The 12,512-nt window shown below is 42.1% G+C and carries 9 protein-coding genes and 3 tRNA genes; 2 read left to right on the top strand and 10 right to left on the bottom strand.

Going from position 1 to position 12,512, the window contains the following annotated elements; translation table 11 throughout:
* Window positions 1-208 precede the first annotated feature (208 nt).
* From gspG to JMX18_RS11320, 9 genes are all read right to left on the bottom strand, one after another.
* On the bottom strand, window positions 209-715 hold the full coding sequence (gspG, locus tag JMX18_RS11360; protein ID WP_201588336.1) for a type II secretion system major pseudopilin GspG: 507 nt from the start codon (window positions 713-715) through the stop codon (window positions 209-211).
* Window positions 716-1,087: 372 nt separating this feature from the next.
* Window positions 1,088-2,290: a type II secretion system inner membrane protein GspF gene (gene gspF, locus JMX18_RS11355; RefSeq protein ID WP_201587795.1), complete on the bottom strand. Its 1,203-nt coding sequence runs from the start codon at window positions 2,288-2,290 to the stop codon at window positions 1,088-1,090.
* A 60-nt stretch (window positions 2,291-2,350) separates the two neighbouring features.
* Window positions 2,351-3,397: a hypothetical protein gene (locus JMX18_RS11350; RefSeq protein ID WP_201587794.1), complete on the bottom strand. Its 1,047-nt coding sequence runs from the start codon at window positions 3,395-3,397 to the stop codon at window positions 2,351-2,353.
* Window positions 3,398-3,707: 310 nt separating this feature from the next.
* Window positions 3,708-4,658 carry an AraC family transcriptional regulator gene (locus tag JMX18_RS11345; RefSeq protein ID WP_201587793.1) on the bottom strand — a complete coding sequence of 317 codons (951 nt, stop codon included), beginning with the start codon at window positions 4,656-4,658 and terminating at the stop codon, window positions 3,708-3,710.
* 726 nt (window positions 4,659-5,384) lie between these two features.
* Window positions 5,385-5,460 (bottom strand) — tRNA-His (locus JMX18_RS11340).
* A gap of 40 nt (window positions 5,461-5,500) precedes the next feature.
* Window positions 5,501-5,577, bottom strand: a tRNA-Arg gene (locus JMX18_RS11335).
* A gap of 104 nt (window positions 5,578-5,681) precedes the next feature.
* Window positions 5,682-5,758, bottom strand: a tRNA-Pro gene (locus JMX18_RS11330).
* A gap of 195 nt (window positions 5,759-5,953) precedes the next feature.
* Window positions 5,954-7,393, bottom strand: a complete 1,440-nt coding sequence (locus JMX18_RS11325) for an McrC family protein (RefSeq protein ID WP_227674646.1) — start codon at window positions 7,391-7,393, stop codon at window positions 5,954-5,956.
* A 44-nt stretch (window positions 7,394-7,437) separates the two neighbouring features.
* The gene (locus JMX18_RS11320; protein WP_227674645.1) at window positions 7,438-8,913 is read right to left on the bottom strand and encodes an McrB family protein; all 1,476 of its coding nucleotides are present in this window, start codon (window positions 8,911-8,913) and stop codon (window positions 7,438-7,440) included.
* Between the two features lie 343 nt (window positions 8,914-9,256).
* Between JMX18_RS11320 and JMX18_RS11315 the strand changes: the two genes are divergently transcribed.
* Both JMX18_RS11315 and JMX18_RS11310 read left to right on the top strand, forming a co-directional pair.
* Window positions 9,257-9,988, top strand: coding sequence for a DUF4442 domain-containing protein (locus JMX18_RS11315; RefSeq protein ID WP_201587790.1), 732 nt, complete (start codon window positions 9,257-9,259; stop codon window positions 9,986-9,988).
* Window positions 9,989-10,205: 217 nt separating this feature from the next.
* Complete coding sequence (locus JMX18_RS11310; RefSeq protein ID WP_201587789.1) at window positions 10,206-10,688, top strand: RidA family protein; 483 nt, start codon at window positions 10,206-10,208, stop codon at window positions 10,686-10,688.
* A 51-nt stretch (window positions 10,689-10,739) separates the two neighbouring features.
* Here JMX18_RS11310 and gspE read toward each other — a convergent pair whose 3' ends face one another.
* The gene (gene gspE, locus JMX18_RS11305; RefSeq protein WP_201587788.1) at window positions 10,740-12,263 is read right to left on the bottom strand and encodes a type II secretion system ATPase GspE; all 1,524 of its coding nucleotides are present in this window, start codon (window positions 12,261-12,263) and stop codon (window positions 10,740-10,742) included.
* Window positions 12,264-12,512: the final 249 nt, after the last annotated feature.

Below are 12,512 nucleotides of genomic sequence, written 5' to 3'. Positions count from 1 at the left end.
GACTAGTTTACATATCGTGATTATTTATAGGGCTTGCCCTAAATAACTTAGCAATAAAAAATCAACCAATAACCCTTTATTGATTGATCGTTAGCAGTGAATACTTTACTAGACAGTTGATTCACTTTAAAAATATTAGCGTTCAGTGTATGGCTAAGTATGTCATTTATTTGGGATTGACTATAATCTTGACCTCAATCTAAGCATTCTAGAGTTGAGCATAAATATCACTGTCTAGCCCTTCACCGCCCTGCTCACCATCAGCACCTAAAGAGAACAAATCATAAGGACGATTGTCACTGCCGGGAACAACATATTGCAGCTCATTTTCCCAGCCATCAGTTGGATAGCCGCCTTTGATATAACCCCCTTCAGGGTAGTTCTTTGCATCTGCTGGCGGGGTGGACAGCGCATCCAAACCTTGTGCGGTGGTCGGATAACGCGCATTATCTATCTTATACATATCAAGCGTATTAGAGACAGTCGCCAATGCAGTTTCCGTCGTCTTGACCCGTGCTTTATCACTTTGACCCACCACCCTTGGCACCACTAAACCTGCTAAAATCGCCAAAATGACAATCACTACCATAATTTCAATCAGGGTAAATCCTGACTGGCTATGGCTTCTATAACTTATGCTTCTATAACCTACTGTCGCCAGCTTTTTCTCAATTACTGAGTGGTTAGTTTCTTTACCCGTTGTGCGGTCATTCATAGTCATCAAGTTTATCATCACAGTTATACACAGATATTATTACTATAGACTATGATTTCATATTTATCTAGCACTAGCCTTGCCTTATTGTGCGCTGATAACTAATAATTAGGCCATCATGATAATGAAGATTTTATCGATAAACCATAGCTGTCACTATAGCCCAATTATGCACCCAGCCCTAGTAAAAGCATGGCTTCATTAATAATATGCAACACGTAAGTAAAGCTTAAGAAAACTAAAGTGAAATTAAGCAAGATAAGTGTAATATTAGTGGTGAAATAAGGAGATATACCAGTGATTAAAAGGGTCTTATGAAGCTAGGGTCTTAACTATCTTTTTATAAAGAATTGGCTATATATAGAGCTAAGACTAGCCTGCCAAATCATTCATATTTACGATAGGTAACATGACCGCCATGACAATGATCATCACGACTACCCCCATCAATACCAGCATAAGCGGCTCTAGTAACGATAATAAAGTGCTAATAAAGTTAGTAGCCTCAGCCTCTTGCATAGTAGCGGCACGGCTAAGCATATTCTCAAGCCCGCCTGAGTTCTCGCCGCTTTTGATCATTTGCACCATCATCGGCGGAAAATAGCTCGATTTTTCCAGCTGGCTTGATAGACTTGCCCCCTCGGTGACCCGATCAGCGGCGCTGATAATAGTTTGCTGAATATGTAGATTGGTGGTTACCGCAGCGCCAATATGCAGTGCCTCAATCAGCGGCACACCAGAGCGCACCAGTATCGCCAGCGTACTAGCAAAGCGAGCGGCATTGAGACCTTTGGACAAGCGTGCCAATATAGGTAATCTAAGTACTATGCTATCGATGGTCAGTTTGCCCGCTTGGGTCTTGGCAAAGCGGTATAATAACCAAACCGTAGCGCTGATTACTAACAGCATCAGCCACCACCACTGCGTGATGACATTAGATAAAGCAAGCACCACTTGCGTAATCAGCGGTAGCGCCTGCTCGGATTGCTCAAACACCTTGACGATCTTGGGCACCACAAAGCTCATTAGCCCCATTACTACCCCAATCGCCATCACCATCAGTACCATCGGATAGACCATGGCTCCCTGTATTTTCTTTTGTAGGGCATAGCGGTTTTCGGTGTAGTCGGCCAACTGGCTTAAGATCAAGTCCAAATGACCAGACTTCTCCCCTGCGGCAATGGTAGCGATGTATAGAGGCGGAAAGCTGGCGGCTTGCTGCAAAGCACGGGCTAGACTGAGGCCCTCTAATACGTGCGAGCGTACACCTAGCATCAAGGATTTGATATGAGTTTTGGGAGATTGTTTAGCAACCGCAGCAAGCGTTTCCTCAAGTGGAATACCCGCAGCGAGCAGTACCGATAGCTGCCGGGTGAGCAGTGCCAGCTCATAGGCAGATGGGTTTTTATAACGGCTTTTAGGCTGGCTTTGCCTATCACTGACGGCGCTGATCTCTACTGGTGTCCAGTCTTTATCTCGTAGCTGCTGACGCACTTGGCGAGCAGAGTCGCCCTCTAACAGTCCTTTTTGGATACTGCCTTGGTCATCAAGCGCTTTATAATGATAAGCAGGCATAACCGCAATATCCTAAAGGTAAATATATAAGCTATGGTAAGCGCTATTTATAGGAAGAGTCTAAAATAATGGCGTAGAGTCACTACTATCAGGCATCATACCTTGTAGTAATAGAACATCTAGGTGCTGTTGTTGCAGTTTTTTATCAAAGTCATTGACCTCGGCTATCAGCATTTTCTCAATGCGCTTGTCACTAGCATAGACACTCAAGCGTGCACAGATAACCGCCAATTGATACACACGCTTTTTACAATATCCATCTAATCCTTGCAACAAGCGCACCATATACGGGGTTTCCAAACTGGCATAATCATAGCCGTCCACCACCTGCTCACCAAGAGCGGTAACCCCGTAACTGATAGAAAGATGAGCGAAATAATAGCAACTGAATAGATAGCCAATCACGTGACCGATATAATAACCACGATCATAGGTGAAACTGCTGACCCCAAAATGACTCAAAACGTAGCTGTTAAGACTCGCTTGATCAGCGATAGGTTTAGGATGTTTTAATTTGCCAATAGTAGGTAAACGTAATGGATTGTGGCCATCTTGTGCGGTAAGCTGCCAACCGGCTGGTTGCTGTGCTGGCATATGACGAACAATATCGGCGATAATATCATCGACCACATGCAGCTGTTGCCATAGACGCTCAAGACTATCGGTATCCATAAGGCCACGCTTATCGAGCTGCTGCGCTAGGATATAATGCTGATATTCAGCAAATTGAAACTTTAATGACTGTACCAAATAGGTAGGTTTTATACTGGCGGGTGCCTGATAGAGTAATCGAGTCCGTTGATGCTGACGGCGGTAGAGCAGCAAGCGCTGTGCAGCCACATCTGCCGTGAGACTCGCATCTGTATGCGCAGGAGAGGTGCTTTGAGCACAAGGATTTTCAGCAGATAAAGATGCTGGCAAGGTAAATAATGCCAATAAATCTGCCTTAGTAAATGCAGAGACCTGATGCTTAGTAAAGGGTAGCTCCTTATCCTCAGCATTATGGTTTACCGTGCTATTACTGCTATTTTTATCGGCATTATTACTGTTGATACTATCGTCTGTAGCTTTAATGGCCATGTTTTGCTCAAAGATCGGTTGAGTCATAATATCTCATTACCAGTAAAAATAAATATCTATAAAAACCATAGTACCTGAAGCCAAGCTGATTGTCAGCCTTGATGATAGTGAAATAATTCTGATCATTTGACTAGCATGGTCATAGGAAGGGTTTAATATTTTTCGTTACATTTTAATTAATACATTTTGTATTATATCTTACCTTCCTCTAAGCTCTAGCTTACAGCATCATAGCTATTTATACCAAAAGCCAGTCCAAAAACTGGCTAAAAAAAAGCGCTAAGGTGAATACTTTACCTTAGCGCTTCATCTAAATATTTCTTACTTTGAAAACCAGTTAAGTCGTTATTTTTTTTTGATGCATCTGGCGATAGGCTTTGGGTGATATTCCGTGGACCCGTTTAAAGGCTTGACTAAAGGTTGAGTCTGAAGCGTAACCAACCATCTCGCTGATACGGCTGATACTATTTTGCTGTAAGCGCAAATAACGAGCGGCTAAACGTAAGCGATAGTCGATCAAATAAGTCAGAGGCGGCATCCCAACCACATCTTTAAAGCGCTGGGCAAAGCTTGAGCGCGACATACCAGCGACCTCAGCGAGCTTATGAATCGTCCAGTTTTGATTGGGCGCATTATGCATCACTGCCAGTGCTTTGGTTAAATAAGGATCTTTCATCGCTTGTAGCCAGCAATCAGTAGCCTCGGGTAAGCTCTCAATATGAGTGCGCAAACACTCAATCATCATTATGCTCGCCCAATGATTGATCACCGCAGTCTTACCCATACGTTCATGTTCAGACTCTAAAGACAGAAGCTTAATACCCACATCAAGTATCTCAAAGCGACTCTCAGGCTGATCTTCATGATCTGGAAGTATTTGCGGTAATACTGATAACAAGGGTCTAATCATCTCTTTATCATACTGACATTGAATTAGGATCAAAGAAGAATCAGGTTTTTCAGCAGAATTATAGTTATCAGCGTTCAACTCAATCATATGCTCTTCGCATTTTAGCAGCATATCATCAAGCGGCTTAGCATTACTGCCATCATAATCAAGAGCATAACAGACATGCTGATATGCATTCGGAATCATAATCATATCGCCAGTATGAGCTTTACGTGAGTTATCACCTACGTCAATACAAAAACTACCTGACATGACTAAGTAAAATAAAATAGTATCTTTTCGAGTAATGGAGTATGACCAATTACCCGAACCTTTTAGACTATAGTATTTTGTTTCGCATAAATGCACGTTCTCTAATAACATGCTGAGTGCGTCCATCCCTCACATCCTTAACTTATTGGCAATCAACCGCTTTGAAAAAGTTATTGGCAATCAACCAAACTTAGCAAAGTAACCACCTGACAGATATTTAACAAGCTAAATATTTCATCGTGGACTATGGATAAGAATATACGTACGCTAAACACATCCTACTCTAAGATTAGTAAAATCAACGCAGTCTTGTCAACCGCAAATATATCCATAATTAGCCATATATAGAGCGGTTATAGGCTTAAAATAAACTATAATTGAACTTATTTTATGGCTGCTAAACGCTAGTGACTAACTATATTAATTAAACAATCTAAACTTTAAGTTAAAATTATTTAACAATTACTAGTGTACACTTAAAAACTTACACTTATACGGTTAAATAAGTTTTAAAGCCTTTAAAAGCTTAAATAATCTAGAATAAATACGATATATGATAAAAAAAGGACGATAAAGACTGAAACATTTAAGTCTTTGAAATAATTATATTTTTGATAGTTATTTCGATACGCTCTAAGCAAGTTTAAAAGCAGGAAGAAGAGTAAAAAAGAGGTTTGGAGGAGAGTAAGTAAGAGGTGTAGATAAGAGATCGGCTTTTATAAGTCGAATACTTATAAGCAGTCAAACACAGCAGTACAAACACAAAAATTTGCCAAAAGAGGCAAGCGTTAATTTTATGTTAAATGAAGGTTTTATAGTAAGACAAACTAGAAGGGAGTATAGAATAAATAATGGGGCGACTGATGGGACTCGAACCCACGACAACCGAGATCACAACCCGGGGCTCTACCAACTGAGCTACAACCGCCATAACTGTTGCCAACAATAAGCAAGATTTGCAGGCTAAATGGTGCGCCTGGCAGGATTCGAACCTGCGGCCACCTCCTTAGAAGGGAGATGCTCTATCCAGCTGAGCTACAGGCGCTCTTAAGGGCCTTTTATATATCAAGCTTGTTAAGGATATCATGTAAAATATCTAGAACAAAACTATTATACATAAAAAAAAGCCTGTAAGGCTCTTAAAATAGATGGTCGGAGTGATAGGATTCGAACCTACGACCCTCTGGTCCCAAACCAGATGCGCTACCAAACTGCGCCACACTCCGATATATTCTATCTTTGCTACTCTAGGATAATCGTTAATCAATTGCTGACTACGTCGTTAACTGCTTAACTATCATCGCTATCGAGGTGCATATATTAAGGGGTAAAGCCTGTTATGTCAACTGCTATTTCTAAATATTTTTATAAAAACACGTTTTTATCTAAAATACTTCTTTAATAGCTTATTTTCTACCTTTTTAATTATTCAACTCAGCGGTTAAAACATTAAAAGGCATCAACCATAGCTCATTGGTTATGGTTTTATCATGCAGCGTCTGTTGCAATGCTACCGGCTGTATTGTATTACCTATGACCGGATATATCAACCAGACTTGCTCTGCTTGATAAGCCTGCGCATAACTACTCAGCTGGTAAGCGTCACTGGTACTTATCGATGATGGCGCTAAATATTTCCATTTTATATCGATAACATGGCTATAGACCCGCTTAGAATAAGCATTATCAGTACGACTATCAATAGCGCCCTCTTTGTTCAAGGACGGGTCAATCGTATGGTAAATTAGTAAATCAGGCCGGATAGACAAGCGAGTCTGTCCTGATTTGTCTTGTAGCCAACTATGCTGCGACTGGTATAGCGGTTGGTAGTTATTATTCTGCTGATTAAGCGTACTAGCTACACGCTGACTCGCCCACTGCTCAAAGGCTTGATTCATATTGATCAGTAGACACAGACGCGGCTGGGACGGCACTTGTGAGTGCATCCTTGCTGGGTTCAGGCTGCTACCGGTATTGATATTTGCTTGTCGTAATAACCAGTAAGCCAAATCTAATATCTTTTGCGCAGCTCGCAATAACTGCTGAGTTATCGGCTGTACTGTCAGCTCTCGCTTAGCTTGTAGGTAGATCTTCTCAAGCTGGCGTAACTCATGTTGATTCAGAGCAGTTATCGATCGCCATGCCGATAATTCTAAGCTAGTGCGCCACGGTTGCAGCCAGTGCAGCGCCGTTTTGATCAGTCGATTAGCCAGCATATCTTTACTTAAATGACTAACCTCACTTACAAACTTATGCGGCTGATGGGGGTTACGGCGCAATTGTTCTTTAATGACTAACTTGCCCTGAAGCATAGGCTGATTACGCATCTCTACTTGGTAGTGCCGTAGGGGCTGATAACCAGCTAATAGCTGCAAAAACTGCGCAACCAGCCACTCTGATAAAGGCAGTGGCGCCTGATTAGATAGCGCTAAGAGCTGATTACTCAGCTGCTCTAAGTGCTTGCCGGAGGGCGGTTTACCATTATTAATAAATAGTAGATCACTTAACATTTGCTGCACCCATTGCCGAGTCAGCGCAATATCATCGTTGCTTTTGCTGATATTTGATGGTGATAAACGATTTGTGAAGCTGGCAGCGTCTTTAGCACCTCGTAAGACAGGCTCATTAGGCTCTGCGGCAATAGGTTTGGGTAATATCTCAAGGGTAATACCGCTAGGTAGCATAACAATCCCAATATAATGCCCCACTTTAAGCTGCCAGTGTCCCTGCTGACGCTTAATCGAAAATACGGCAAACTCTTGGGTTAATAACCAGTCGAAATCTGTAGCATAAGCAAAATCCTGCACTACTAAGCGCTGATGTTCAAATACGCTCATCACGGATTGGGAAGATATACTCAAAGTAACTTTGTCCGTAGCACTGTCTCTATTATTAATCATTAATATCAATACAAACGCTGATAAACATAGGGTTTAGCAAACTCACCAGTGTGGGCAACAAGCTCCGGATTAATAATAAAACCTGCATTCGCTAATGTTTGACCTAATAGTGCTTGACCTACAAAGTCATTTTGTCCCCCAAACCTTTGACTATCGGACGGATTGTTTAAGGTATTGTTTATAAATGCTTGAGGGTTTTGGATAAACTGCGCATTAATAGGTTGCTGCTCATCATTAAACAGATACTGCAATAGCGGCAACTGTCCGCCAGTCACTTGTACCAATTGCGGAATAATTTGTTCGACTAATACCGTTTGTAGCTGTACCAAATTTTTTATATTAAATAAAAAGGCATGACCAAGCTGAGCTTCTTGACCTAAAGTTTGAGTAATACGCTGATTCAATCCTGCCAAAATTTTGCCTAAATCAATAGTGTTTTTAGTATTAAGGTTCTCGGTAGCATCGTAAGCAGAAGCGGCGCTATCGCTATTGATAGTAGACACCTCGATAGTAGGTAATAACTCAGGCCTTGGCTGGCAATCGATAAAGCGAAAGCGCCGTCGTAATGCCACATCGAGCGGCGCCAAAGAGTGATCCTGAGTATTCATAGTGGCATAAATATCGACGTTGGCAGGCACGCCAAAAGCTCGTCCTGAATAAGCTAAACTCACCTGCATAGCATTACTCTGACCTACACGCTTATCCGGCTCTATCAAACTCAAGAGCTCGCCGAATACCCGAGCGACATTACCCCGGTTAATCTCATCGATAAGTATGGCGTAACGCTGTTCAGGATCGTTAGCGGCTCGCTGGCATAGCTGCAAAAAAGCACCGTCTTGAATAGCGTAATGCATCTGATTGGCTGCTTCGTGATGATTGCTTTGTTCATGATGATTGCTTTGACGGTTGCTAGCTATCACCGGACGAATCCCTTCGACAAACTCCTCGTACCCATAGGCTTGATGAAAGCTCACCATACTAAAACGCTGGGTAGTTTTAGCTTGATTAGTTAGTTGCGCCTGACGGAACTCAGCCAGCTGCTCTGAGAGCTCAGTCAATAATGGCAGACTCTCAGGCAGTAGATACCACGCTCCACTATAATCTTTGTCAAAATAAGCTTGGCTGGCACGATTCTTGTAGGTAACGGTCTGCGAATTTGCTGGGCTATGCATTTGTAGCACTGACCAGGCGGTATTGCTTAGGTTCTTATCGCGAGCGTTTTGCGCCGCCTTTTCGACAAAAAACTCATGCGCTAAAATCTCCGGTACTTTTATCAACTCCTGCTGCTGTTGTTTTAAGTCTAGAAAGATTAGACAAATGACGTCCCGCCAGCCTAATTGCTCCAGCAGCTGCTTTAGTAACTCGCTATTATCTACTGGAGGTAAATAGTCTGTATATCGCTTGGCGATTTGTAATAATTGATAGGTCTTGCCCGTTCCTGCCACCCCAGTATAGATAATATTTTTTGGATTATTATTCATAATTCGACTCAGCATTTAGCGACTTTAGGGGCAAATATAACAGCGGTATAAGTAAATAAATATAATAATAAACAATAGCTTGGATTTACATGACCCAACAGAGTCAACAACATAAGCATTGCTTTACGGCCATTTTATAACTGTGATAATCTATAGCTGCGTTGATGTTATCATAGCTACAATCAGAATAGTAAATAGCTAAACTTGTAAATAATAAGTCATGCTAATAGGTCAGCTGCCTTATGTATATTTAATCGTTTTGCCTTAATTTTTCAGCCTAATCTTTGCTCTTAAAACGTAATACAAAAACTCTATATTAATCGCTCAATTTGAGGAATAGATCATGTCAGGATTTTTAAATAAATTACCGACCAAATTACCCACCAAAATATCTGACGCCCTCAGCACACCGTCGAGCGTAAAAACAGAGCAGCCTACTAGTAAGCTAAAACCGGTTAATAACCAATTTACCAAACTGCTATCTATCACCAAATACCTGCCAGCCGGAGCGCGTACAAAGGTTTTGTCCAAAGCATTTGGCAAAGTAGTTCCTTACGTAGGCACTACCGGCATTTGCTATGAGACCGTAGAGCCCAATCAAGTAGTGGTCAGCTTGAACAACGACAAGCCGGTACAGAATCATATCGGCTCCATCCACGCGGTCGCTGTTACTTTACTAGCAGAAACAGCTACAGGATTTATATTAGGTTTAAACTTGCCTTCTGATCGTATATTACTGATCAAATCTTACTCGGTTAACTTTTATCGCCCCCTTAGAAAGGGACAAGTAGCCGCAGTCGCTACCTTATCTGATGAGCAGCGCTTAGATATTTTAAACACCCCTAAAGGTGAGATGGTCATTCCTTGTGTCATTCATGATCGCCAGTCAGATAGCGTACGCGACCCTATCACGGTTGAGATGACCTGGGCATGGATTCCTAAGTCTGAGTTAGAAGCACGTCGCCAAGGTAAGAACCATAGCGATACTGATGAGACCCTCGAAACAACGGACTCTGCAAATGACAATAAATCTGAAGAACAGAGCTTTGAAAAAGAAGAAGGCACTGGCGAATAAGCTCCTATTACTAATACTGACAATGAAACCGGTAAAGATATTGATACTGAAATTAAGTCTGAATGTAGGCAAAATAGAAGACTTGTTGATAAATGTTTAGCAAAGCTTATTTAGAATCAGCTAGTTAGGATTAGGTTTTGATGCCTAAACATTTAAAAGCAAAGTTTTTAAGAGAAATAAATTCAGTATTATAAACAAGATAAAAAAGGAAACTAACATGGCTTTTTACAATAATAAAGTTATCACTACCTTATCATCAGCAGTATTAATGGCTGCTTGCTCATTAGGGCTGGCTACCACGGCTAACGCAGCTCCTGCTAAAGCTAACGTCAGTAAATCAGCGCCTATCTTTTATGGTGATGGCGGCGAATATCCTTTTTCTAGTGCGGTACGCGTTGGTGATACACTATATATGTCAGGACAAATCGGCACTAAAGACGGTAAATTAGTTAGAGGCGGTGTCAAAGCTGAAACCAAGCAAGCACTGGACAATATCAATAGCGTATTACTGCAATATGGCTATCAAAAGTCTGATATCGTCAAATGTATGGCTATGCTCAAGGACATGGATGATTTTGGCGACTTTAATGAAGTTTATAAAACCGAGCTTGCTAAGCCTTATCCGGTACGCTCAGCTTTTGGCGTGGCGGATTTAGCCATTAACTCTAGCGTAGAGATCGAATGTATGGCAGCAAAATAGTTAATATCTAAATTTAAATGTCTAAGCCTAAATGTCCATTTAAATGAACCTTTAGACAATCAAAGCGTCCTCAGTTAGGGCGCTTTGTTTGGTTACTCTTAGCACTTCTTCTAAAGTCGTCTGTCCGGCGATAACTTTATGCAAACCATCTGCACGAATAGAAGACGTTTGTTGCCGTGCATAAGCCTCCAACTCATACTCTGCCGCATTGCTATGAATCATCCGCCGCAAAGTATCATCAATAGGTACCACCTCATATATAGCCGTCCGCCCTATAAAACCAGACTGATTGCATTTATCACAGCCGGCCGCTTGCGGTAAATTAATCGCAGTATGGCTATCCATACCAATCTCAGCAAACAACTTAGCTTGTTCACTATCCGCTACTTGCCAGCTATGGCAATGAATACATAACGTACGTACCAAGCGCTGCGCCACAACCCCAATAAGTGAGGAGGATAATAAAAACGGCTCAACGCCCATATCTTGTAAGCGCGTCACCGCCCCAATAGCAGTATTGGTATGTAGTGTTGATAATACCAAATGCCCAGTCAACGATGCTTGAACGGCAATCTCAGCGGTTTCAATATCTCGAATCTCACCAACCATCACCACATCTGGGTCTTGACGCAGCATGGCACGCAGGCTTTTGGCAAAGGTCATATCAACCTTATTATTAACTTGAGTTTGCCCGATACCATCCAGCTGAAACTCAATAGGATCCTCAGCGGTTAAGATATTACGGGTCTGATCATTTAGATCGGTTAAAGCAGCATAAAGAGTGGTGGTTTTACCAGAGCCGGTCGGGCCCGTCACCAAAATAATCCCATGCGGTTGATGAATCAAACGCTTAAGCCCATTATAATCTTTATCTGCTAATCCTAAATAGGTCATGTTTAAACGCCCCGCTTGCTTATCCAGCAGGCGCATTACTACCCTCTCACCAAAGCTTGATGGCAAGGTAGATACCCGCACATCCACCTCACGACCAGCCAAACGCAGACTAATCCGCCCATCTTGCGGTACCCGTTTTTCAGCGATATCGAGCTTGGCCATAACCTTGATACGGGAGACTAATAAAGGCGCTAATTGACGCTTGGGAGTAATGATTTCTTTAAGCTCACCATCTACCCGAAAGCGCACAACTAAGCGCTTCTCAAAGGTTTCAATATGGATGTCTGAGGCGTTCAGGCGAATGGCTTCGGACAATAATGCGTTTATCAGCCGGATAATAGGCGCATCGTCTTGGCTGTCCATCAAATCCTCGGTCTTGGGCACGCTATCGGCCAAACTATCCAAATCAGGATGATCCTCAAGGCCCGCTGCGATATGTTGGGATTCGCCAGTATTACCGGCATAAGCGGCGTTCAAACGCTTCTCAAAGTCATCGCTACTGACACTTTCATAATGCGGTACGCTGTGCACCCCTTGCTGCTGTAAAAACCGTACCGCCTCATTGATAGCAGACAATGGGGTAGCTTTGGTCAATACCAGCGTCGGTGGCAGTCCAGGATCGATAGCCATAATGACCAAAACCTGATGGCGTTTTGCAAAACTGTATGGCAATGGCATCATAATGGGCACCTGATTGGAGTTGAATTAAATCGTAGGTAGTTAGAATTATAAAAATCTAGTGCAGCTTTAGTATGGTTTGGTCAATATAAAAAAGGTACAGTCAGACTGGGACCAATTTTGCGCAGTCTTTGGCTGCAACGACACAGCACCAAGTAAAGTTTTTCCAGTCTGGCGTTATAACCTATTTCATTTAGTATCACTTATAGGGCGTTAAGTCGCTAATGACTAAATGGTTAAACTGGGTAAAGA

The organism is Psychrobacter jeotgali (genome assembly GCF_904846315.1).
In the GTDB taxonomy this organism is placed as follows: Bacteria; Pseudomonadota; Gammaproteobacteria; order Pseudomonadales; family Moraxellaceae; genus Psychrobacter; species Psychrobacter jeotgali.
Note: the sequence above shows the minus strand (reverse complement) of the source record. Positions and strands in the feature narration are given on the sequence as shown.

Excerpts from the sequence above, each read along its gene's own strand:
- gspG (WP_201588336.1), bottom strand. The coding sequence starts at position 715 with ATGAATGACCGCACAACGGGTAAAGAAACTAACCACTCAGTAATTGAG.
- gspF (WP_201587795.1), bottom strand. The coding sequence starts at position 2,290 with ATGCCTGCTTATCATTATAAAGCGCTTGATGACCAAGGCAGTATCCAA.
- JMX18_RS11350 (WP_201587794.1), bottom strand. The coding sequence starts at position 3,397 with ATGACTCAACCGATCTTTGAGCAAAACATGGCCATTAAAGCTACAGAC.
- JMX18_RS11345 (WP_201587793.1), bottom strand. The coding sequence starts at position 4,658 with ATGGACGCACTCAGCATGTTATTAGAGAACGTGCATTTATGCGAAACA.
- JMX18_RS11320 (WP_227674645.1), bottom strand. The coding sequence starts at position 8,913 with ATGAATAATAATCCAAAAAATATTATCTATACTGGGGTGGCAGGAACG.
- JMX18_RS11315 (WP_201587790.1), top strand. The coding sequence starts at position 9,257 with ATGTCAGGATTTTTAAATAAATTACCGACCAAATTACCCACCAAAATA.
- JMX18_RS11310 (WP_201587789.1), top strand. The coding sequence starts at position 10,206 with ATGGCTTTTTACAATAATAAAGTTATCACTACCTTATCATCAGCAGTA.
- gspE (WP_201587788.1), bottom strand. The coding sequence starts at position 12,263 with ATGATGCCATTGCCATACAGTTTTGCAAAACGCCATCAGGTTTTGGTC.